16 protein-coding genes are annotated in these 23138 nt (G+C 70.3%); 9 read left to right on the top strand and 7 right to left on the bottom strand.

Features of this window, described 5'->3' with window-relative positions; translation table 11 throughout:
* Window positions 1-150 precede the first annotated feature (150 nt).
* The 5 genes from C8E96_RS03080 (at window position 151) to C8E96_RS03060 (ending at window position 7088) form a co-directional block, all read left to right on the top strand.
* A complete protein-coding gene (locus C8E96_RS03080; protein ID WP_091381740.1) occupies window positions 151-939 on the top strand; it encodes an SGNH/GDSL hydrolase family protein in 789 nt (262 codons plus the stop codon).
* 133 nt (window positions 940-1072) lie between these two features.
* Complete coding sequence (locus C8E96_RS03075) at window positions 1073-2686, top strand: carboxyl transferase domain-containing protein (RefSeq protein ID WP_091381742.1); 1614 nt, start codon at window positions 1073-1075, stop codon at window positions 2684-2686.
* A 5-nt stretch (window positions 2687-2691) separates the two neighbouring features.
* Window positions 2692-4677: an acetyl-CoA carboxylase biotin carboxylase subunit gene (locus C8E96_RS03070; protein WP_091382025.1), complete on the top strand. Its 1986-nt coding sequence runs from the start codon at window positions 2692-2694 to the stop codon at window positions 4675-4677.
* Window positions 4674-5828, top strand: a complete 1155-nt coding sequence (locus C8E96_RS03065; RefSeq protein WP_091381744.1) for an acyl-CoA dehydrogenase family protein — start codon at window positions 4674-4676, stop codon at window positions 5826-5828. Before C8E96_RS03070 ends, C8E96_RS03065 begins: the two co-directional genes overlap by 4 nt.
* A 201-nt stretch (window positions 5829-6029) precedes the next feature.
* Complete coding sequence (locus tag C8E96_RS03060) at window positions 6030-7088, top strand: alpha/beta fold hydrolase (protein ID WP_091382027.1); 1059 nt, start codon at window positions 6030-6032, stop codon at window positions 7086-7088.
* 27 nt (window positions 7089-7115) lie between these two features.
* Here C8E96_RS03060 and C8E96_RS03055 read toward each other — a convergent pair whose 3' ends face one another.
* Window positions 7116-8588 carry an MFS transporter gene (locus tag C8E96_RS03055; RefSeq protein ID WP_091381745.1) on the bottom strand — a complete coding sequence of 491 codons (1473 nt, stop codon included), beginning with the start codon at window positions 8586-8588 and terminating at the stop codon, window positions 7116-7118.
* Between the two features lie 100 nt (window positions 8589-8688).
* On the opposite strand from C8E96_RS03055, the gene C8E96_RS03050 reads away from it, so the two are divergent.
* Window positions 8689-9324, top strand: coding sequence for a TetR/AcrR family transcriptional regulator (locus C8E96_RS03050; RefSeq protein WP_228770172.1), 636 nt, complete (start codon window positions 8689-8691; stop codon window positions 9322-9324).
* Window positions 9325-9384: 60 nt separating this feature from the next.
* Here the strand turns inward: C8E96_RS03050 and C8E96_RS03045 are convergent, their stop codons facing one another.
* The 3 genes from C8E96_RS03045 to C8E96_RS03035 all read right to left on the bottom strand — a co-directional run bounded on the left by C8E96_RS03045 (window position 9385) and on the right by C8E96_RS03035 (window position 13001).
* Window positions 9385-10587 carry an acyl-CoA dehydrogenase family protein gene (locus C8E96_RS03045; RefSeq protein ID WP_091381749.1) on the bottom strand — a complete coding sequence of 401 codons (1203 nt, stop codon included), beginning with the start codon at window positions 10585-10587 and terminating at the stop codon, window positions 9385-9387.
* Between the two features lie 28 nt (window positions 10588-10615).
* The gene (locus tag C8E96_RS03040) at window positions 10616-11911 is read right to left on the bottom strand and encodes an acyl-CoA dehydrogenase family protein (RefSeq protein WP_091382029.1); all 1296 of its coding nucleotides are present in this window, start codon (window positions 11909-11911) and stop codon (window positions 10616-10618) included.
* 124 nt (window positions 11912-12035) lie between these two features.
* Window positions 12036-13001 (bottom strand): D-2-hydroxyacid dehydrogenase, encoded by a 966-nt coding sequence (locus tag C8E96_RS03035; protein WP_091381750.1) that lies wholly within the window; start codon window positions 12999-13001, stop codon window positions 12036-12038.
* Window positions 13002-13494: 493 nt separating this feature from the next.
* On the opposite strand from C8E96_RS03035, the gene shbA reads away from it, so the two are divergent.
* Complete coding sequence (gene shbA, locus C8E96_RS03030) at window positions 13495-14160, top strand: RNA polymerase sigma factor ShbA (RefSeq protein WP_267463803.1); 666 nt, start codon at window positions 13495-13497, stop codon at window positions 14158-14160.
* 102 nt (window positions 14161-14262) lie between these two features.
* On the opposite strand, the gene C8E96_RS03025 is transcribed toward shbA, so the two are convergent.
* Both C8E96_RS03025 and kstR read right to left on the bottom strand, forming a co-directional pair.
* Entirely contained in the window at window positions 14263-14877 is a 615-nt protein-coding gene (locus C8E96_RS03025; protein WP_228770173.1) for a class I SAM-dependent DNA methyltransferase, read from the bottom strand.
* Window positions 14878-14926: 49 nt separating this feature from the next.
* A complete protein-coding gene (kstR, locus tag C8E96_RS03020) occupies window positions 14927-15553 on the bottom strand; it encodes a cholesterol catabolism transcriptional regulator KstR (protein WP_091381755.1) in 627 nt (208 codons plus the stop codon).
* A 74-nt stretch (window positions 15554-15627) separates the two neighbouring features.
* Here kstR and C8E96_RS03015 point away from each other — a divergent pair, with 74 nt between their 5' ends.
* A complete protein-coding gene (locus C8E96_RS03015) occupies window positions 15628-17700 on the top strand; it encodes an acyl-CoA dehydrogenase (protein WP_091381757.1) in 2073 nt (690 codons plus the stop codon).
* Window positions 17701-17740: 40 nt separating this feature from the next.
* On the opposite strand, the gene C8E96_RS03010 is transcribed toward C8E96_RS03015, so the two are convergent.
* A complete protein-coding gene (locus C8E96_RS03010; RefSeq protein WP_091381759.1) occupies window positions 17741-21847 on the bottom strand; it encodes a LamG-like jellyroll fold domain-containing protein in 4107 nt (1368 codons plus the stop codon).
* Window positions 21848-22074: 227 nt separating this feature from the next.
* Between C8E96_RS03010 and C8E96_RS03005 the strand changes: the two genes are divergently transcribed.
* A complete protein-coding gene (locus tag C8E96_RS03005) occupies window positions 22075-23136 on the top strand; it encodes an acyl-CoA dehydrogenase family protein (protein WP_091381761.1) in 1062 nt (353 codons plus the stop codon).
* Window positions 23137-23138: the final 2 nt, after the last annotated feature.

The raw sequence follows: 23138 nt of genomic DNA, 5'->3' as shown, positions 1-23138 counted from the left end.
TGCAGAGTGGTTAGCGACCGCTAACCACAGGGGTTCAGGATCCGTTGGGAAACTGGCAACCCTTAATAAGTTACCGAGCAGTTCCGTACGCGGTTGGTCGCTGGTAGTCATGACCTTGTCGGGAATCCCCTCCAACGGCGGAGGTTAGGCATGCGTGTCTCCAGGTCCCTAGTGATCACCCTGCTCACCCTGTTATCCATGGCCGGCTTCGCGGTGCCCGCTTCGGCCGCGACCGGCAAGTACGTGGCGCTCGGCGACTCCTACTCCTCCGGGTTGGGCGCGGGCAGCTACGGCACGAGCGGTTCGTGCAAGCGCAGTTCGAACGCGTATCCCCAGCTCTGGGCCAACTCCCACTCCCCGTCCGCCTTCTCCTTCGTCGCCTGCTCCGGTGCGCGCACCGGCGACGTCCTGGCCAACCAGATCGGCGCGGTCACCGCCGACACCGCCCTGGTCACCATCTCCATCGGCGGCAACGACGCGGGCTTCGCCAGTGTCATGACCGACTGCAACTTCGGTTCCGACTCGACCTGCGTGCAGCGCAACCAGGAGGCGCAGAACTACGCCCGCACCCAGCTGCCGCCCAAGCTGGACCAGGTCTACTCCCAGATCCGCACCCGGGCGCCCAACGCGCGCGTGCTCGTCGTCGGCTATCCGCGCATGTACAAGGTCCCCGGCTACTGCTACGCGGGTCTGAGCGAGACCAAGCGCTCCGCGATCAACCAGTCGGCCGACGTGCTGGCCGATGTCACCCGGGGTCGCGCGGCGGCCAGGGGCTTCACCTTCGTCGACGGCCGCACCGCCTTCGCCGGGCATGAGATCTGCGCGTCCGGGACCCGCTGGATCAACAGCTGGGCCTGGCCGGTCGAGGAGTCTTATCACCCGAACGTGGCTGGTCAGAGCGGTGGCTACTACGCCGCCGTGCGCGCTGTGACCGGCTGATTCCCGGATTCGACCCGCTGAAGGCCACCTCCGGTAGGGGGTGGCCTTCGTCGTAGGTGGACGTGGACGTTAGCGAGCGCTAACATTGGTCACATAGTTAACGGTGACTAACCTGCGATCGCGAGGACCTGAGATGGACGCGCCCGTCCTGCGCAGCGACGCCGATCCCGCCGACGAGGCATTCCAGCGCAACGTCAAAGAGCACCGGGTGCTCGTCGACGACCTGCGCGAACGCCTCGGCACGGCGGCGCTCGGCGGACCCGAGAAGGCCCGTACGCGCCACGTCGAGCGGGGCAAGCTCCTCCCGCGCGACCGGGTCGACTCCCTGGTCGACCCCGGGTCTCCCTTTCTGGAACTCTCCCCGCTGGCCGCCACCGGGATGTACGGCGACGACGCCCCGGCCGCGGGTGTCATCACCGGCGTCGGCCGGGTGTCCGGACGCGAGTGCGTGATCGTCACCAACGACGCCACCGTCAAGGGCGGCACCTACTACCCGATGACGGTCAAGAAGCACCTGCGCGCGCAGGAAGTCGCGCTGCAGAACAACCTGCCGTGCGTCTACCTGGTCGACTCCGGCGGCGCGTTCCTGCCCAAGCAGGACGACGTCTTCCCCGACCGCGACCACTTCGGCCGGATCTTCTACAACCAGGCCACCATGTCCGCCCAGGGCATCCCGCAGATCGCCGCGGTCCTCGGCTCCTGCACCGCGGGCGGCGCGTACGTCCCCGCGATGAGCGACGAGGCCGTGATCGTGCGCAACCAGGGCACGATCTTCCTCGGCGGCCCGCCGCTGGTGAAGGCCGCGACCGGTGAGGTCGTCACCGCTGAGGACCTCGGCGGCGGCGACGTGCACTCGCGCACCTCGGGCGTCACCGACCATCTGGCCGACGACGACGCCCACGCGCTGCGGATCGTCCGCTCCATCGTCAGCACGCTCGGCCCGCGCGCCCCACGCCCGTGGGACGTCGCGCCGGTCGAGGAGCCCGCCGTCGACCCGGCCACCCTGTACGGCGTCGTCCCGACCGACTCGCGCACGCCGTACGACGTGCGCGAGGTGATCGCCCGCATCGTGGACGGCAGCCGGTTCCGCGAGTTCAAGAAGGAGTACGGCTCGACCCTGGTCACCGGGTTCGCCCGGATCCACGGCCACCCGGTCGGCATCGTGGCCAACAACGGCGTGCTGTTCAGCGAGTCGGCCATGAAGGGCGCGCACTTCATCGAGCTGTGCGACAAGCGCAGCATCCCGTTGCTCTACCTGCAGAACATCACCGGCTTCATGGTCGGGCGCGACTACGAGGCCGGCGGCATCGCCAAGCACGGCGCGAAGATGGTCATGGCGACCGCGTGCGCGCGCGTACCGAAATTCACGGTCGTCGTCGGCGGCTCGTTCGGCGCGGGCAACTACTCGATGTGCGGCCGTGCTTATTCACCGCGCTTCCTCTGGATGTGGCCCAACGCGCGCATCTCGGTCATGGGCGGCGAGCAGGCCGCGTCCGTGTTGTCCACCGTCCGCCGCGACCAGATCGAGGCGCGCGGCGACGAGTGGTCCGCCGAGGACGAGGACGCGTTCAAGGAGCCGATCCGGCAGCAGTACGAGGAGCAGGGCAACCCCTATTACTCCACGGCCCGGCTGTGGGACGACGGTGTGATCGACCCGGCGGACACCCGCCAGGTGCTCGGCCTCGCGCTCTCCGCGGCGGCCAACGCACCGTTGAACCCTGTCGGCTACGGCGTCTTCCGGATGTGAGTGCGATGTTCACCAGCGTTCTGATCGCCAACCGCGGCGAGATCGCCTGCCGCGTCATCGACACGCTCCGCCGGATGCGCATCCGGTCGGTCGCGGTCTACAGCGACGCCGACGCGGGCGCCCGGCATGTCCGGGAGGCCGACGTGGCCGTCCGCATCGGCCCTGCCGCCGCGCGCGAGAGCTACCTGTCCATCCCGAACATCATCGCGGCGGCTCGCGAGACCGGCGCCGAGGCGGTGCACCCCGGCTACGGGTTCCTCGCCGAGAACGTCGAGTTCGCGCGCGCCTGCGCCGAAGCGGGGCTGGTCTTCATCGGCCCGCCCGCCTCGGCGATCGACGCCATGGGCGACAAGATCCGCGCCAAGCTGACGGTTATCGCCGCGGGCGTGCCGGTGGTCCCCGGTCGCACCGAGCCGGGGATGTCCGACGACGACCTCGTGTCCGCCGCGACCGAGATCGGTTTCCCGGTGCTGCTCAAGCCGTCCGCGGGTGGTGGCGGCAAGGGCATGCGCCTGGTCACCGAGCCGGAGGGACTGCGTTCCGCGATCGAGTCCGCGCGGCGCGAGGCGCGTGGCTCGTTCGGCGACGAGACGCTGCTGATCGAGCGGTTCGTCCAGCGGCCGCGGCACATCGAGATCCAGGTCCTCGCCGACGCGCACGGCAACGTGATCCACCTCGGCGAGCGCGAGTGCAGCCTGCAGCGCCGCCACCAGAAGATCATCGAAGAGGCGCCATCGCCGCTGCTCGACGCGGTGACGCGGGAGCGGATGGGCACGGCGGCGGTCGACGCGGCCAAGTCCGTGGGCTACACGGGCGCGGGCACGGTGGAGTTCATCGTCTCCGCCGACCGGCCCGACGAGTTCTTCTTCATGGAGATGAACACCCGGCTGCAGGTCGAGCACCCGGTCACCGAGCAGGTCACCGGACTCGACCTCGTCGAGCAGCAGGTGCGGGTGGCCGCGGGGGAGCCGCTGTCGCTCAAGCAGTCCGATGTGGAGCTTCGCGGGCACTCGGTCGAGGCCCGGGTGTACGCCGAGGACCCATCGACCGGCTTCCTGCCGACCGGTGGCCGCGTACTGGGCCTGTCGCAGTCCACTGAGGACTGGGCGCGGCTGGACTCCGGGCTGCTGGCCGGTTCTGTCGTCGGCTCGGACTACGACCCGATGCTGGCCAAGGTCATCACCTGGGGCGAGGACCGCGAGCAGGCGCTGATCCGGCTGTCCGACGCCCTGGCCGACACGGTGGTGCTCGGCGTCGGCACGAACATCGCCTTCCTGCGCGCGCTGCTGGCCGATGAGGACGTGCGCGCGGGCAGGCTCGACACCCAGCTCGTCGAACGCAAGCTCGACGCGCTGACCCGCGCGGAGCCGGTGCCTGACGAGGTCTTCGCCGCCGCCGCGCTCGACGAGCTGCTCACCATGCAGCCCGCGGGCGAGGTGATCGACCCGTGGTCGGTCCCCAACGGCTGGCGCCTCGGCCGGGCCGCGGTGGTCCCACTGCGCCTGACCTGCGGCGACCGGGACGTGAGAGTGAAGCTCTCGGGCAGTCCGTCGGCCGCGACCGTGACGATCGACGACGGCGACCCCGTCAAAGCCTCCGTGTCGCGTGTGGACGGTGAACTGCGGGTCACCTACGGCGGCCACAACCTGCGCTACACCCGGGCCCAGGACGGCGACGTCCTCTGGCTCGCGGCCGGTGGCCAGGCGTGGGCCGTCGCGGAGCACTCGATGCTCGAGGGCGCCGGATCGTCGGCCGCCGCGGGCGGACCGGTGACCAGCCCGATGCCGGGCACGGTCCTGGTGGTCAAGGTCGCCGTGGGCGACCACGTGACCGCGGGGCAGCCGCTGCTCGTCGTCGAGGCGATGAAGATGGAGCACACCATCACGGCCAAGGTCGACGGTGTCGTCTCCGAACTGAACGTCCATGCCGGCCAACAGGTCGCGCTGAACCAGATTCTCACCGTGGTGACCCCAACGGAGGACCAGTCATGATCAACTTCACGCTGGGCGAGGAGCACGAGGCGCTCCGCAAGACCGTCCAAGAGTTCGCGCGTGAGGAGGTCGCTCCCGTCATCGGGGACTTCTACGAGCGCGAGGAATTCCCCTACGAGATCGTCGCCAAGATGGGCCACATGGGCCTGTTCGGCCTGCCGATCTCCGAGGAGTACGGCGGCATGGGCGGGGACTACTTCGCCCTGTGCATCGCCCTGGAGGAGCTGGCCCGGGTCGACTCGTCGGTCGCGATCACGCTGGAGGCCGGTGTCTCGCTGGGCGCGATGCCGCTCTACCGGTACGGCACCGAGGAGCAGAAGCAGACCTGGCTGCCGAAGCTGACCAACGCCGAGCAGCTCGGCGCGTTCGGCCTCACCGAGCCCGGCGGCGGCTCCGACGCGGGCGCGACCCGCACGACCGCGCGCCTCGACGGCGACGAGTGGGTCATCAACGGCTCCAAGGCGTTCATCACCAACTCCGGCACCGACATCACCGGCCTGGTCACGGTCACCGCCGTCACCGGTGTGAAGGACAACGGCCGCAAGGAGATCTCGGCGATCATCGTGCCGTCGGGCACGCCCGGGTTCACCGTGTCGAAGAAGTACTCGAAGGTCGGCTGGAACGCCTCCGACACCCGCGAGCTGGCCTTCGCCGACGTCCGCGTGCCGAAGGAGAACCTCCTCGGCGAGCAGGGCCGCGGGTACGCCCAGTTCCTGTCCACACTGGACGAGGGCCGGGTCGCGATCGCCGCCCTGTCGGTCGGTCTGGCGCAGGGGTGCATCGACGAGTCGCTGCGGTACGTCGGCGAGCGCGAGGCGTTCGGGCGCAAGATCGGCGAGTACCAGGCGATCCAGTTCAAGCTCGCCGACATGGAGCTGCGCGCCCACACCGCCCGCCTGGCCTACTACGCGGCGGCGGCGAAGATGCTGCGCGGCGAGCCGTTCAAGAAGGAGGCGGCCATCGCCAAGCTGCACGCCTCCAACGCCGCGATGGACAACGCCCGCGACGCCACCCAGATCTTCGGCGGCTACGGCTTCATGAACGAGTTCCCCGTCGGCCGCTTCTACCGCGACGCCAAGATCCTCGAGATCGGCGAGGGCACCAGCGAGGTCCAGCGCATGCTCATCGCCCGCGAACTAGGCCTCAAGTAACGCGAGTCGCCCCGTCCGGCAAACGAGTCGCCCCTTCCGGCAACCGAGTTCGACACCGGCTGGGACATGGGTCTCACCTTCGTAACCAGGCGAAGTCGGGATTCGTTGTCCCGATGTTGAATTCACTTGCCTGAAGGGGCGACTCGTTTGCCTGGGCGGGCGACTCGCGGGGCGGGCAGACTTGGGGTGGAGGTGGGCGCGGTGGGCGTGACCGAGTGGGTGGCGGCGGCGGTTGAGAATGTGGGCGCGAAGGTCGCGCGCGGGGGGATCGCCGATCTTCGGCCGATGCCGCGGACTCTGATCGACAAGGGCCGGATGCGGTCGGTGTACCGGTTCGCCGAGGGAAACCTTCCCGCGTCCGGCGACCCGGTGCTGTTCGTGCCGCCGCTGGCCGCGCCGTCGCTGTGCTTCGACCTGCGCCGGGGCTGCAGCCTCGCCGAGCACATGGTCGCCCAAGGCCGCTCGACCTACCTGGTCGACTTCGGCACCGTCAGCTTCGCCGACCGCTCGCTGGGACTGGAGCACTGGATCGACGACGTGCTGCCGCACACGATCCGCGCGGTCAGCCGGGACGCGGGCGACCGGCCGGTGCACGTGGTGGCCTGGTGCCTCGGCGGGATCATGTCGCTGCTCACCGCCGCCGACCAGCCGGGCCTGCCGATCGCGTCGATCTCGACCGTGGCCGCGCCCTTCGACGTGACCGCCATCCCGCTGATCGCGCCGATGAAGCCGCTGGTCGACTTCACCCAGGGCTGGATCCTCACCCCGGCCTACCGCCTGCTGGGCGGAGCGCCGCGGGCGCTGGTGAAGCGCGCGTTCCAGCTCTCGGCGATCGACAAGGTCGTCACCAAGCCCTACGCGATCCTGTCGCACCTCGACGACGCCGACTTCCTGGCGCAGATCGAGGCGGTCGACCGGTTCACCGACAACATGATCGCCTACCCGGGGCGGACCTTCGGGCAGCTCTACCACCGGTTCTTCCGCGCGAACGACCTCGCCGAGGGCACGTTCGACCTGGGCGGACGGCGGATCAACCTGGCCGAGGTGAAGGTCCCGGTGCTGATCATCGCGGGCAAGGGCGACAGCATCGCGCCCGAGCGCGCGGTCCGGCATCTGGTCGACGTGCTCGACAACGCGGCCGAGGTCGAGTTCCACGCCTGCCCCGGCGGCCACCTCGGTGTGCTCGCCGGTCGGGGCGCGCGGGACACGACGTGGAAGCACCTCGACGACTTCCTGGCGGTCCACAACCCGGTGGCGTGAGCGGGTTCGCCCACGCCACCGGAGCTGTCACATGTGGATCGCGGGGGCGGCGGTGCCGAGTTCCTCAGGCACGCCGGGTCGCAGCACCAGACCGGCCACAACGGCACCGACCGCGAAGAGGATCGCGCTGCCGAGGAACGCCGCGCTGTAGCCCGCGATGGCGGCCGACGCCGGGGCCTGGCCCTCCATCATGGCGGTGGTCACCGCGCCCGCGGCGACCGAGCTGAACAGCGCGGTGCCGATCGAGCCACCCACCTGCTGCACGGCGTTGATCGCCGCGGACGCCGCACCGGAGTCGTCGGGGTCGACGCCCAGGATGCCGATGTTCATGCTCGCGGCCATGGTCAGGCCGATGCCCGCGCCCGCGATCAGCAGCCCGGGCAGCACACCGCTGGCGTAGGTGCTGGTCTCGTCGATCAGGGCCAGCAGACCGGTGCCCGCGCCCGCGATCAGCATGCCGCCCGCGATCAGCGGCCGCGGCCCGACGCGCGGCAGGAACACCGTGGTCGCCAGGGTCGCCGCGACCATCAGCGTGCCGATCATCGGCAGGAACGACACCCCGGACTTCACCGGGCCGAACTGGAGGTTGACCTGCAGGAAGTAGGTCAGGAACAGGAAGATCACGAACATTCCGGCGCACAGGATGAAGATCGCCAGGAACGCCCCGCCGCGGTTGCGGTGCAGCAGGATCCGCAGCGGCAGCAGCGGGCTCGGCGCCTTCGTCTGCCACCAGGCGAAGACCGCGAGCAGCACGACGCCGGTGGAGATGCCACCCCACGTCAGCCCGTGGCTCCACGACTCGGTCTCGGCGTTGGCCAGGCCGTAGACCAGCGCGAACATGCCCGCGGTCGCGGTCGCGACGCCGAACAGGTCGAGCTTGGGCCGGTGGTCGGCGGTGCTGCGGTCGAGCAGGGCCACGCCGCCGAGGAACGCCGCGCCCGCGAAGATCAGGTTGACGAACATGCACCAGCGCCAGTCGAGGTACTCGGTGAGCACGCCGCCGAGCAGCAGGCCGATCGCGCCGCCGCCACCGGCGATGGCGCCGAAGATGCCGAACGCCTTGGCGCGTTCCTTCGGGTCGGTGAAGGTGGTGGTCAGCAGGGACAGCGCGGCGGGCGCGAGCAGCGCGGCGAACACACCCTGGCCGACTCGCGCGGCCACCAGGATCTCGAAGCTGCCCGCCGCACCGCCGACCGCGGAGGCGAGCGCGAAGCCCGCGACGCCCGCGAGGAAGGTCAGCCTGCGGCCGAACAGGTCGGCCACCCGGCCGCCGATCAGCAGCAGGCTGCCGAAGCTCAGCGCGTAGCCGGTGATCAGCCACTGGCGCTGGTCGTTGGTGAACTTCAGGTCGAGCTGCGCCGACGGCAGCGCGATGTTCACGATGGTGGCGTCGAGCACCACCATGACCTGGGCGAGCGCGATGACGGCGAGGATGAGCCAACGCTTGTTGGACGCGGCCTGCAGCGGTGGCTCGGGCGCGCGCGTGTCCGAGAGAGTCATGAATGCCCCTGGGGAGAAAGTTGAGACCCGGTCTCCGGTTATGGTTTCGACGGTACCAAGGAAGCGGAGAGGCGTCCTCCGGATTTGTTATGCTGGGAGCGTGACGATCGCCACCAAGCCCCTGCGCGCCGACGCCGAACGCAACCGCGTCCGCGTCGTCAGAGCCGCGCGCGAGGTCTTCGCGGAGCACGGCCTGAACGTCACGCTGGACGACGTGGCCCGACACGCGGGCGTCGGCGTCGGCACCGTCTACCGGCGCTTTCCCAACAAGGAAGCCCTGGTCACGGCCGTGTTCGACCACGTGGTCGAGGAACTGGCCGTGGTGATCGACGCCGCCGCGGCGGAGCCGGACGCATGGGAAGGCCTGTGTGGACTGATCACCGAGATCGCCGAGCGCCAGTCGGCCGACCGCGGCCTGTTCGAGATCTGCACCCGGGCCGACTTCGGGCAGGTGGAGCGCATCTCCGAGCACTTCATCCCGGCGGTGGACGCCCTGGTCGCCCGCGCGAAGGCGCAGGGCGCGGTCCGCCCGGACTTCGAGGCCTCCGACATCGGCGCTTTCCTGATCATGGTCGCCGCGTCGGCGGAGCTGACGCGGGCGATCAATCCCGACCTGTGGCGGCGGTACCTGGCGGTCCTGCTCGACGGTATCCGCGCGAACAACCCCACCCCACTGCCGTGTCCCGCGGCCACGCACGACGAGATGGACCAGGCCATGCGCGCCGCGCACCTGTAGCCACCCAAGACAAAGCGGCGCCCCTCGAGTTCGAGGGGCGCCGCTTTCGTTGGCACTACATCACTTCAGGTCGGCCGACGACTTGTTCAGCAGGCGGCGGGCGACGATCAGCTGCTGGATCTGCTGGGTGCCCTCGAAGATGTCGAGGATCTTCGAGTCGCGGGCCCACTTCTCCAGAAGCGAGTTCTCGCTGTAGCCGATCGACCCGGCCAGCTCGACGCACCGCAGGGTGACGTCCGAGCCGGAGCGGCCCGCCTTCGCCTTGGCCATGCTGGCCTGCAGCGAGTTGGGCTTGCGGTTGTCGGCCATCCACGCCGCTTCCAGCGACAGCAGGTAGGCGGCTTCCCAGTCGGCTTCGAGCTGCAGGAAGGTCGCCGCCGCGGCGGACTGGGTGTTGGCGGGGCGGTCGTAGTCGATCTCCACGCCCGCTTCGGAAAGGATCCGCCGGGTCTCCTCCAGGGCGGCGCGGGCGACACCCACGGCCATGGCGGCGACCAGCGGACGGGTGTTGTCGAAGGTCTGCATGACCCCCGCGAAACCCTGCTCCGCGCTGACTTCCGGGCTGCCCAGCAGGTTGTCCTTGTGGACCCTGACGTTCTCCAGGCGGAAGTGCGCGGTGTCCGAGGCGCGGATGCCGAGCTTGTGCTCCAACCGGACCAGCTCGAAGCCGGGCGTGCCGCGGTCGACCACAAAGGACTTGATGGCGGCCTTGCCGAGCGAGCGGTCCAAAGTGGCCCAGACGACGACGCAGTCCGCGCGTTCGCCGGAGGTCACGAAGATCTTCTCGCCGTTGAGGACGTAGTAGTCGCCGTCCTTCACCGCGGTCGTGCGGATCGCGCCGGAGTCGGAGCCGGTGTCGGGCTCGGTGATGGCCATGGCGGCCCACTTGCCCTTGTAGCGCTCCAACTGCTCGTCGTTGGCGACCGACGCGATGGCGGCGTTGCCCAGACCCTGCCGCGGCATGGTCAGCAGCAGACCGACGTCGCCCCAGCACATCTCGATGGTGCCGAGCAGCAGCGACAGGTTGGACCCGTTGCGGTTGCCCTTCTCCTTGCTCGTGTCCGCCCGGACACCGCTCGCGCCCGCGCCGCCGCCCGAGGCCGACAGGCCGTCGAGGAGCGCGGCGAGCATGTCGAGTTCCTTGGGATAGGTGTGCTCCGCGTGGTCGTACTTGCGCGAGTTCGGGCGGAAGAACTCAGCGGCGGCCTGGTGTGCCTGGTCGACGAGCTGCTCGAACTTCTTGGGAACCTCAAGGTTGATCATCTGAAATCTCTCCCGTTGTCCTGAGCCCTCAGACGAGGACGACGCCCTCGGCCAGACCGATAACCCGCAGATCCCGGTACCACCGTTCCACCGGGTGCTCCTTGACGAAGCCATGTCCGCCGAGCAGCTGCACGCCGTCGTTGCCGATCATCATTCCCTTGTCCGAACACAGTTTCCGGGCCAGCGCGGCCTCCCGCGCATAGGTCTTGCCCTGCTCCGCGCGGCTGGCGGCGCGGTAGGTGAGCAGGCGCATGCTCTCCAGCTCGATGCCGATGTCGGCGACCTTGAACGCCACGCCCTGCCGGTGGCTGATCGGCTCACCGAACGCGACGCGGTCGTTGACGTAGGGGATCACGTAGTCGAGCACGGCCTGCGAGGTGCCGACGGCGAGCGCGCACCAGCCGATGCGGGCCAGGCGGACGCACTCGGCGTAGACGTCGCCCTTGCCCTCGGCGATCAGCGCGGTGGCGGGCAGCGAGACCTGGTCCAGGTGCAGCTTGCCGAGCGACGCGGCCCGAAGACCCATGGCGGGCTCGGACTCGACGCTCACACCCTTGTTGCCGGACTCGACCAGGAACAGCGCCGGACCGCGGCCGTCGAGGTCGGCGGCGACGATGAACAACTCGGCCTGCGCGGCGCGCGGAACCAGGGACTTCACGCCGGTGATGGTGAAACCGCCGGGCGTGCGGTGCGCCTTGGTCTGCAGGGCGAACGGGTCGAACAGCGCGCGCGGCTCCTGGATGGCCAGGGCGGCGGCGGGCACGTTGTCGCCGACGAACGCGGGCAGGTAGGTCGCCTGCTGGTCGGCGTCGCCCCACAGCACGAGCGCGTTGCTCACCGCGGACGGCGCGAGGCAGGCCACCGCGAGGCCCATGTCGCCGTGCGCCATGGCCTCGGCGATCAGCACGTTGGTGACCGCGGAGCGCTCACTGCCCACGCCGCCGAGGTCCTCGGGCACGCCGACCAGGGTCACGCCGAGCTCGGCGGTCTGGGTCAGCAGCTCCTGCGGGGTCTCGCACTTGGCGTCGGCGTCCGCGGCGACCGGGCGCAGCCGCTCGGCGGCGAACTCGGCGACGGTGTCGCGGATCATCTGCTGCTCTTCGGTCGGCGTCAGGTCGAACAGACCCTTGGCCGACGCGGACGGCAGCCGCTTGGGCTTGCCTGACTTCTGCGCGGCGACGAACGTGCGGCTCGCGGCGCCGATGGCGGTGAACCCGGTCTTCGTGGCCTGGTAGACGGTGTTCTGCATCGGCTTGCGCAACCCGAACCGGTCGAGCACCTCGGTGCTCGCCAAACGGTTCAGCACCGCCAGCGCCGTTCCCATGGCGTCGCGCCGCGGCGGCTTCGCGCCGACTCCCTCTTTCCCGGCCATGCTGCTCCCTAATCGGTTCGGACCTCTTACCTACTCTAGAGTAGCAAGTGGTTCCAGTCGACCCCTGTGGCCCGGGTCACCGACGGTAGAGGCGCTTGTCGACCACGTTGAGCAGCGGTTCTTCCCTGATGTAGCGATCGAGGTTGTCGGCGAAGAGCCGGACCAACTCGTCCCGCCAGCCCTTCACGTCGCCCGACATGTGCGGCGAGATGAGGACGTTGGGCATGTCCCACAGCGGCGAGGACGGCGAGAGCGGCTCGTCGGCGAACACCTCGATCGCCGCGCCCGCGATGGTCCCGGAATCCAGGGCGTCGAGCAGGTCCGCGGTGACGATCAGGCCGCGGCGGCCGATGGTGACCAGTCTGGCGGTCGGCCGCATGGCCCGCAGGGCGTGCGCGTCGATCAACCCGGTCGTGGCGGGCGAAAGCGGCAGGGCGACGATCACATGGTCGTGCTTGGGCAGCGCGGCGCGCAGGTCCGTGAGCGCGACGACCGAGTCGAAGTCCGGATCGGACTCCCTGGCCGCCTGGCCCGCGCCGGACACCGCCACCCCGACGGCTCGGAGTTTGCGCCCGATCGCCCGCCCGATCGGGCCGGTTCCGATGATCAGCGCGCTCGACCCGGCGAGGCGTTCGGTCTCGCGCTTCATCCAGGTGCGGCGCTGCTGCAGCCGCATCGTGGTGGGCAGGTCCTTGGCGAAGGCCAGCATGACGGTCAGCACGTACTCCGCGACCGGCTCGTCGAAGATCCCGCGCGCGTTGGTCAGTGCGACCTCGGAGTTGATCAGCTCGGGTATCGCGAGGTGGCCCACGCCCGCGGCGGCCGCGTGGACCCAGCGCAGGCCGTTCGCCGCTGGCCAGACCTGGGCCAGCGCGGTGCTGCGAAGGTCCCAGACCAGCAGCACGTCGGCGCCGGGCAGGGCCTCGGCGAGGTGGTGCGACGTGGTGTAGCGGACCGTCGCGTTCTGCTCGATCGTGGTCATCCGGGGCGGTCGTTCGGCGCCGTGCAGGACGACGACGATCGGCCGCCGGGTGGCGTCCATAGCGGGTGCATCCCCATTTCGGGTGGTTCGCTGCCCAACTGGACAACCCAGGCAACGCTAGAAACCTGGAGGCGGCACTGTCAACGCGGTGACAAATCCGGTCACCGCGTTCGACGCTACCCTCCGTGTGGACACAGTGACGAACGTCGATGCGTTCTGGCGGTTTCCCACAGAATCCACTGTCGGTGGATCAGCAACTTCGGAGAGTCGACCGGACGTCCACCGTTCGTGACTGATTTCCCGGGTTCACCCACGCAAGGTTGCGTCTCGGGACCTTGGACCCTTACCGGGCGAAGGTTGAATGAGAAAACATCTCCGGAGAAGTACTAGGGGAAACCCTGGTGCCGAAGCACTTCCCCCGCTAGCATCACTCTCCGTCAAGGGTCACCATCGAATCCGACGGTCCGAGACGGGACAGGGGACGCGAGTCGGGGAGCCCGCGCCACACCGGATCTCACCGGCGCACCTTGCGCCGCACACTCTGGGGGCTCATGTGAGTTCTGCCATCAAGCCGGTCGGGTCGGACCACGACACGACGGTTTCCGCTCCCGCCGCGCGGTCTCAGGGGACCGACGCGATCTTCACTCGACTCAAGAGCTCCGCGTTCCACGAGTTGGTCGCCGCCTCGCTGCAGGGCGACCGCGAAGCCATCGGAACGCTGTTCGCCTGGATCAACCCGGCGATCATCCGCTACTGCCGGGCCCGGATCGGCCGCACGGGGTCCGCGTACTCCTCCGCCGACGACGTGGCCCAGGAGATCCTGCTGGCCGTGCTCGGCGCCCTTCCGCGCTACCACGACAACTGCGAGTCGTTCCTGCCGTTCGTCTATGGGATCGCCTCGCACAAGGTCGCCGACTTCTACCGCCGCTCCGGGCGCGACCGCTCCGAGCCGGTGGCCGAACTGCCCGAGACCATGGACGTCGGACTCGGCCCGGAGCAGCTCACCTTGCGCGGCGAGATGCGCACCCGGCTGGTCTCCCTGCTCGACACCCTTGCCCCGCGCCAGCGCGAGATCCTGGTGCTGCGGCTGGTCGTCGGCCTCTCCGCGCAGGAGACGGCCACCGCGATCGGGCTGACCGCGACGGCCGTCCGGGTCGCCCAGCACCGAGCCCTCACCCGACTGCGCGGTGCCCTCCAGGCGGGGGACTGGCTCGGCTGAAGGGTCGAACTCACTTGCCTGAACGTTGAACTCACTTGCCTGAACGTTGAACTCGCTCGCCTGGCGGGGCGACTCGTTTGCCTGGCGGGGCGACTCGCGAGGTCAGACAGCTGCCGCGCGTAGGTAGAGCTGGACCTCGATGCGGCCGGGTTCGGCCATGGCTTCGACCTCGTGCAGGTGTGACACCTCGAAGCCTGCGTTGGTGACCACCTCGCGCAGCTGGTCGGGCGGGTAGGCCGAGACCGACGTCGGCGCGCCGAGGAAGTTCACCGGGAACGCGTCGAAATCGCCCTGCACCATGCTGATCAGCAGCAGTTTCGGGCCGCGCAGCTGCTCGCGGATGTTCGCCAGGGTCTTGGCGATGTCAGCTTTGGACAGCATCAGCAGCGCGAAGAAGGCGACGACGGCGTCGAACTCGCCCAGCTCCGCTGTCTCCCGAAGGTCGCCGCGCAGGTAGGTGCCGCCGGGCGCCTGCTCCTCGGCCAGATCGAGCATCGTCTGCGACTCGTCCACGCCGACGACCTCGAAGCCGGCGTCGATCAGCTGCTTGGCCGTGGGCAGGCCGCTGCCGCAGCCCAGGTCCAGCACGCGGGCGCCGGGCGGCAGTCGGTCGATCAGCCAGTTCGTCTCGGCGATCTGCGCGTCCCGCTCGACGAACGACTCGTCGTAGCGCTTGCCGATCAGGTCGAACGCGGGAGTGGTGTTCTCGGTAGGCACGCCGCACAGCATGCCGCTCCCCGGCTCCGCGGGCCAGCTACCGAATGGGTCAAGTGCGGGAATCCTTGCGCAGCAACAGCCGGACCGTCAGTTCGAGGCGGTCGGCGACGTCGTTCGCGGTGGCCCGCCTGGTCACCCAGGCGACCAGGTTGGACAGCCACACGTCGGCGATGACCCTGGCGATCGCCATGTCCTCTTCGGTCGGCTCGTCGTGCATGGCGTAGGCGAACATCCGGTCCATCAGCCTGCCCACCGCGTCGACCTCGGCGGCGGCGGAGGCGTCGGCGAACATGAACGCCCGGGTCATCGCCTCGGTCAGGTGCGGGTCGCGCTGCATGGCGCGGGTGACCCGGCCGAGCACCTGCAGGACGCGGTCGTAGGGCGTCTCACCGGGGATGGTCGCGCGGTCGAGCCGCTCCAGGCCGCGTTCGAGTTCCCGTGCCAGGCCGGTGACCAGCAGGTGGATCTTCGAGGGGAAGTAGCGGTAGAGCGTGCCGAGTGCCACGTCGGCCTTCTCGGCCACCGCGCGCATCTGGACCGCCTCGAAGCCGCCCTTGGAGGCCAGCGCGATGGTGGCGTCGAGGATCCGCTTGCGGCGGTCGCGCTGCGCGGCCGAGCCGGGCTCGTCCTCGGTGAGCAGACCATTCGCCGCGCGGGGCCGGTTCGTGGCGGTCATCCAACATTCCTGTCCGTCGAAAACTGAAACACGTTCTATAGTAGCTCGTGGTTCCGACACGAGGAGGTCAGCCCGTGCCGATCGCGGTCACCGAAGAACAGCGCGCGATCCAGGACGCGGTTCGGGCGGTCGCCGCCCGGGTCGCTCCCCATCGGTCGGTCCGTGAACACGTTCCACACTGTACCCGCGAGTTGATCGACCTCGGGGTACTCGGGATGGCCGTGTCCGCCGAGTTCGGCGGCGCGGGCGGGTCCGTGTCGGACCTGGCGGCCGCGCTCGAGCAGAGCGCCTACGAGCTGTTCGGCGGGCCCTTGCTGACCTCGGCGCTCGCCGGTCTGCTGCTGGCGGAGGCGGGCACCCCCGAGGCGAAGGAACTGCTGCCCGGACTGGTCGACGGCACGGTGTCGGTCACGGTCGCGCTGTGTCCGGACGGTGTGGCCGTGCGGGCGGACGGGACCCTGGGCGGCGAGGTCCTGGTCGCGGCGGCGGACCAGCTCGTGGTGGGTGCGGGTGAGCTGTGGTGGGTGGTGCCGACCGCGGGCCGCACGGAACCGGTCGAGACGCTCGACTTCTCCCGGCCGCTGGTCCGGGTCCGGCTCGACGGGATCCGGCCGGAGGCGGCCCTGCCGGGTCTCACGGCGGCGCGGGTCGCGGACCTGGCGGTCACCCTCGGCGCGGCCGAGGCGGCCGGGATCGCGCGGTGGTGCCTGGACACCGCGGTCGCCCACGCCAAGGTGCGCGAGCAGTTCGGCAAGCCGATCGGTTCGTTCCAGGCGGTGAAACACCTGTGCGCGCACATGCTCTGCCGGTCCGAGCGGGCCGCCGCCGTCGCGTGGGACGCGGCCAGGGCGGACGACCCGGTGGCCGCGGCCGTCGCGGGCGCGATCGCCTTGGACGCCGCGGTCGACAACGCGAAGGACTGCGTCCAGGTCCTCGGCGGTATCGGCTTCACCTGGGAGCACGACGCCCACCTCTACCTGCGGCGCGCGTCGGCGCTGCGGAGCCTGCTCGGCGGCTCCGCGCGGTGGCGGCAGCGAGCGGCCACGCTGGTCGTCGGCGGCGCGCGTCGGCGGCTCGGGATCGACGTGGGTGTCGATGAGGACGTTCGCGAGCAGGTTCGCCGGATCGCGGCGCTGCCGGTCGAGAAGCAGCGGGCCGCCCTCGTCGACACCGGCTACCTCGTCCCGCACTGGCCCAAGCCCTTCGGCCTCGGCGCGTCGGCCCGCACACAACTGGTGATCGACGCCGAACTGGCCGCCGCCGGGGTGCGCAGGCCGGACCTGGTGATCGGGGCCTGGGCGGTGCCGACCATCCTGCGGCACGGCACCGACGAGCAGCGGGAACGCTTCGCGTGGCCGACCTTGCGTGGCGAGATCGCGTGGTGCCAGCTGTTCAGCGAACCCGAAGCGGGCTCAGACCTGGCCGCGCTGCGCACCCGGGCGACGAAGGTCGACGGCGGGTGGTCGCTGAGCGGGCAGAAGGTGTGGACTTCGCGGGCGCGGGAGGCGGACTGGGGGATCTGTCTGGCTCGGACAAACCCGGAGGTGGCCAAGCACAAGGGGATCACGTACTTCTTGGTCGACATGACCGCTCCGGGGATCACGCTGCGGCCGCTGCGGGAGATCACCGGGGAATCGATGTTCAACGAGGTGTTCCTCGATGACGTCTTCGTGCCGGACGACTGTGTTGTCGGGGCGGTGGACGGTGGTTGGGCTCTCGCGCGGGCGACGCTGGCCGATGAGCGGGTGGCGATGGGCAGCGGTTCGGCGGTGGGCGAATCGGTGGAGAAGCTGGTGTCCGCCCTCGGTCCGGTGACCGATCCGGTGGTGCTCGACCGGCTCGGCGGGCTCGTCGCCGACGGCACGGCGGTGTCGCTGGTGGACCTGCGATCGACGCTGCGCACGCTCGACGGGCAGGGGCCGGGCCCGGAGTCCGGGGTGCGCAAGCTGATCGGCGTGCGGCACCGGCAGGCGGTCGCGGAGGCCGCTGTGGACCTCCTCGGACAACACGGGGCGGTCGTGGACGAGCGGTCCTCGGCGGCACTCCATGAGTTCTTGCTGTCGCGGTGTCTGACGATCGCGGGTGGGACGGAACAGATCCTGCTCACGGTCGCCGGGGAGCGGGTTCTGGGCCTGCCGCGCGACTAGGGCGTGGCGCCTGCGCACACGCCCTGGTCGCTCGCATCACCTACTCGATCGGGGTGTTCATGTCGGTGCTGATCTCAGGCTGGGTGAGCACCCGGCCGTAGACCCGCACGTCGTCGATCAGGCCGTTGAAGTATTCGCCCCACACCGCGTTTCCGCCGATGCGCAGCGCGCTGGTCGAGGTGGCGGCCGCGCCGGTCACCGCCGCTGTGCTCACCTGGGTTCCGTTGACGTACAAGCGCATCGTCGTGCCGTCGTAGGTCATGGCCAGGTGGGTCCACGCGTTCTGCGGCACCGCGCTCGGTCCCGTGACTCCCCGGTCGGATGACCCGACTCGGATGTACCCGGCCGGTCTGCTCGCGGCGTTGTCCGAGTACAGGGCGTAGTTCAGGCCGCCTGGCTGTTCCTTGAGCAGAACCGTTCGCCAGTCGGCGCTCCCGGCGGGGCGCACCCAGCCTTCCAGCGTCATCGCCGAGGTGAGGTCCAAGTCGTTCGCGTCGGCGATGGTCACCAAGTCGTTGGTGCCGTCGAAGGACAGGGCTCCGCCGTACCTGCCCGCCGCCGACCACAGGGGGCCGGCGAGGGTGCCGGTGTGGCCCTTTCCGGTGCGGTCGTTGAGTGTCGTGCCGCTGCCCTCGTCGAAGTTGTACGACGCCACCGGCGCGCCCGGCGGTGCGGCGGTGTTGGACACCGTCACGGTCACCGGGGCCGAAGTCGCCGTGTTGCCCGCGGAATCCCGTGCGACGGCGGTCAGGGTGTGCGTGCCATTGGTGCTGAGGCGGGTGTCCCAGGTGGTTCCGTAGGGCACGGCCGTGTCCTCGGCGCCCAGCGGTTGGCCGTCCAGTCGCAATTGGACACCGGCGACGCCGCCCGAGTCCGCTGCCGACGCCATGACCTGGACCATCCCGGCCAGCTCCGATCCCGCGGCCGGTGTGCTGATCGACACCGATGGGGGTGTGGTGTCCGCCGTGACCGTCGCGCTCGCCTGGGCCGAGGGCGGCGACAGGTTGCCCGCGCCGTCGCGGGCGATCACGCGGTAGTGGTAGGTGCCCGCGGCGAGGCCCTGGTCGGTGTGACCGGTGCCGGTCACCGTGGTGATCAGGGTTCCCGCGCTCGGGGTGAAGCCCGAGGTGGTCGAACGGTGGACCTGGTAGCCGGTGACGGCCACGTTGTCCGTCGCGGCGGTCCACGACAGGGTGGCCGTGCCCAGCGAACCCTGCGCGGTCAGGCCGGTCGGCGCGGTCGGGGGCGCGGTGTCACCGGCGACCGGGATGTCGCGGTCGGCGGCGATCTCCGCCGCGGTCAGGGCCCGGCTGTGGATCCGCACGTTGTCGAGCAGGCCCGAGAAGTACTCGCCCCACACCGTGTTGCCGCCCAGACGCAGCGGTGAGGTCGACGTCAGCGCGGCCACGTTCCTGGCCGTGGTGGCGACCTGGGTTCCGTTGACGTACAAGCGCATCGTCGTGCCGTCGTAGGTCATCGCCAGGTGCGACCAGGTGGCGGTCGGCAGCGTGGTGGGGCCGTTGACCGCGTGGTCGGGTCCGCTGGAGATGTAGCCCGACGGCTGGTTGGAACCCGCCGGGTACAGCGCGTAGGTGAGGCCGCCCGGGCGTTCCTTGAGCATCGCCGTGCGCCAGCCGGTGCTGGTCGTCGGCCGCACCCACGCCTGCAGGGTCATCCCGGTCGTCAGGTCGAGCTTGGCCGTGTCGTTGACCGTGACCAGGTCGTTGACGCCGTCGAAGGACAGGGCTCCGCCGTAGCGGCCCGCCGCCGACCAGAGCGGCCCGGCGAGCGTGCCCGTGTGGCCGTTGCCCGAGCGGTCGGTCAGGGTGGTGCCCGCGCCCTCGTCGAAGCTGTAGGCGGCCACCAGGGTCGGGTCGCTGCCCGAGATGGGGGCGAAAGTCGCCGTGTACGTGGTGTTCGACGCGGTGATGTTGTGGGCCCGCGGCCCGCCGTCGGACCAGCTCTGGAAGGCGTAGGTCGTGGTGCCCAGCGTCTGCTGCTCGGCGGTCGACAGCGTCACCTGCGAACCGAGGATGGCCTGCGTGGTGAACGGGGTCGTGCCCGATTTCCCGCTGACGGTGGCGGTCAGGCCCGGCGGTGAGCTGTCCACGGTGACCGTCGCGACCTTCGGGTCCAGCCGCCTGCTGACGGTGGTCTCCACGCCGGTGCTGTCGCGCGCGGTCATCCGGATCTCGAGGTAGGCGGGGTATTCGTGGTCGGGACCCTCGAACTGCCCGGAGGCGACCCCGTCGAAGCCGACCAGGGTGTGCTCGTGGCAGGCGTCGATCGTGACGCAGTGCTGCAGGACCACCCGCCAGCTCAGCGCCGACGCGGGCAGCGGGCCGTCCTCGGCGTCGGTCGCGGACCCGCTGAAGGCGATCGGATCCCCTACGCCCCAGGTGAAAGAGGTGCCTGGGGTGTTGATCGTCGCGGTCGGCGGGGTAGACCCGGCGACGACCACCGTGCGGGCGATGTCGGTCTGGCCGCTCGCGTCGCTGACGCGCACGGCGGCGTCGTAGCTGCCCGCCGTCGTGTAGGTGCGACTGGTGGTCGGGCCGGTGGCGTCGTCGAAGATGTCGTCGTCGTCGAGGTCCCAGGCGTAGGTCAGCGGGCCGCCCTCCGGGTCGGCCGAGGCCGCCGCGGTGAACGACACGGTGAGCGGCAGCGGACCCTGGCTCGGGTTCGCCACGATGGACGCGACCGGCGGCTGGTTGACCGCGTTGAACCGGAACCGCTTCACCTGGCCCAGCGCGATGTCCACGAAGTACATGTCGCCGTTGGGCCCGACTGTGAGGTCGACGGGGAAGATGCCCTGCTGGAACACCGCGCGCGTCGCCGGGTTCGGGACGCCACCCGCGCCGGCGAGCATCGTCCAGACGCAGCGGCGGCTGTAGTCGGCGAAGAAGTACGCGCCGTCGTAGCTGTCCGGGTACGCGCCGCCGTTGTAGAAGGCCGCCCCGGAGATCGACGAACCGGTGCCGGTCGAGCAGCCGTCGCCGCTCACGACGGGTTGTCCGTGCTGGTAGGTGTAGTGGGGATTCACGGTAGGCACGGTGTTGTTGTTGATCCGGGTGCACATCGTCAGGCCGTTGTTGTAGCCGTCGTTGGGCGCGGTGCCTTCCTTGCACGGCCAGCCGAAGTTGTCGACGGTGCCGTCGGTCGGGTTGGCGATCCGGTCGATCTCCTCCCAGGTGCTCCACCCGACGTCGCCGATCCACACTTCGCTGGTTCCTGGGCGCATCGCGAACCGGAACGGGTTGCGCAGGCCGTTGGCGATGACCCGGCGCGCGTTCGGGTCGGCGTGGCCCGCCATCGGGTTTCCGGGCGCGCCCTGGCCGGTGGCGGGGTCGATCCGGATGACCGTTCCGTCCAGGCCCAACGGGTCGCCCATGGTCTGGATGTCCTGCGAGCGCAGCGCGCCGCCCTCGGCGGTCGGGACGGTCTGCACGCCGCCGACGCCGGTGGGCGGGTCGCCGCAGGGGTTGCGCGGGTTGCCGTCCTGGCCCCAGTCGACGAAGTTGTAGCTCGCGCCGTCGCCCGCGCTGGCATAGAGGAAGCCGTCCGGGCCGAACGCCAGGTCGCCGACGGAGTGGCTGGGGTACTGCTGGCACCAGTCCTCGACCAGCACCTGCTCGGCGCCGCCGGGCACGGCCGCGTTCAGCTTGGACAGCCGCCCGGAGATCACGCAGCCGTCGGCGGTCTCACCGGGCGGGTTGGGGCAGACGTCGTTGGTGCCGTTGACCGTCCCCCAGCGGGGCGCGGTGCCGCCGATGACGGCGTCGTGCGCGTAGAGCACGTACACCGATGGGTCGGTCGGGAACGTCGGGGACAGCACGAGGCTCATCAGGCCGCGGTCGTGCTGGTTGAACACCTTGGTGCGCAGGTCGGCGAAGATCGTGGGCGAGGTGTCGGCCAGGCCGTCGAACACCTTGACCAGCCCGCTCTTCTCCGCGACGAACACCCGCCCGTCCGGGCTGAACTCCACCGCCATGGGCTGCACCAGGCCGCTGACCACCACTTGTTCGCTGAACCCGGTCGGGAGCGCGGCGGAGGCGATGGGCGCGGTGAGGGTCACCGCCGCCACCGGGACCAGGCCGCACAGCAGCAGGAGTTGGGTCGAGATGGCGGCGATCTTGGTCCTTCGCATGGCCCGCTGCCCCTCCGGCTGGGAGCGACTAAAAAGCGCTGCGCGCTTAAGCGGAGACTCGCGCCGTTTTGTGGGCTTGTTACAGATTGTGTCATTCGCCGATCCCAAGTTAGTCCATTCGGCCTAGCGGCTGGATCGTCCGGGTAAAACGCGTTCCTGGGCCAAAGCTCTTGCGATGGGCGGGCTGGTCGGCTAAAACTAGAACAGGTTCCAATTTCGGAGGCGGCGTGGACTTCGGACTCGACGAAACGCGGTCGGCGGTGGCCGCGCTCGCCGCGGAAGTGCTGGCCCGCGACGACACCCACTGGCCGGACCTGGTCCGGGCGGGGTTGGTCGCCCTGGCCATGCCGCTCCGGCTCGGCGGGGACGGCCTCGGCGTCCTGGAGACCTCGCTCGTGCTGACCGAGGTGGGCCGCCGCGCCGCGGCACTGCCCGCCCTCGCGACCCTGGCACTCGGCGTGCTGCCCCTGGCCCGCCTCGGCACCCATGCCCAGCAGGACGCGCACCTGTGCGCGGTCGCGACCGGTGATGCACTGCTCACCGCGGCGACGAGGGAGCCCTCGGTGTCGCTGCCCGCGGTGCCGACCACCGTTGCCCGGCGCGACGGCGACCGGTTCCTGGTGTCCGGCACCAAGATCGGCGTCCCCTACGCGGCCGAAGCGGCCCAGATCCTTGTCCCGGCCACCATCCGCGGCGGCGGTGTGGCGGGTGTCCTGCTCATCGCGCCGGACGCGGCCGGGGTGCGGCTCACGCCGACGTCGACCTCGTCCGGGATGCCGGAGTACACAATGGACCTGGCCGACGTCGTGGTCTCGGCGGGCGACCTGCTGGGCCGCGACCCGAGCGGTCAAGCCGCCCGGGAGCTGAACCGGTTCGCCCTGGCGGGCGCCTGCGCGGTCGCTGACGGGCTTGCCGCGGGAGCGCTGGACCTGACTACCGAGCACGTGCGGCGGCGCGAGCAGTTCGGCAAGCCGCTGGCCACCTTCCAGGCCGTGGCCCAGCAGATCGCCGACGTCTACACCTGCGCCCGGACCCTGCACCTGGCCGCGCGGTCGGCCTGCTGGCGGCTCGACTCCGGCCGCGACGCCGGGTATGACCTCGACGTCGCCGCCTACTGGCTGGCCGAGGAACTGCCCGCCGCGCTGCAGGTCTGCCACCACCTGCACGGCGGGCTCGGCGTCGACGCCGCGTACCCCATGCACCGGTACTACTCGACGGGCAAGGACCTGGCCCGTTTCGTCGGCGGCGCGGGCCAGCGGCTAGATCGCCTGGCCGCGGTAGGAGGGTGACC

It is taken from the genome of Actinokineospora alba (assembly GCF_004362515.1).
Classification (GTDB): Bacteria; Actinomycetota; Actinomycetes; order Mycobacteriales; family Pseudonocardiaceae; genus Actinokineospora; species Actinokineospora alba.
Note: the sequence above shows the minus strand (reverse complement) of the source record. Positions and strands in the feature narration are given on the sequence as shown.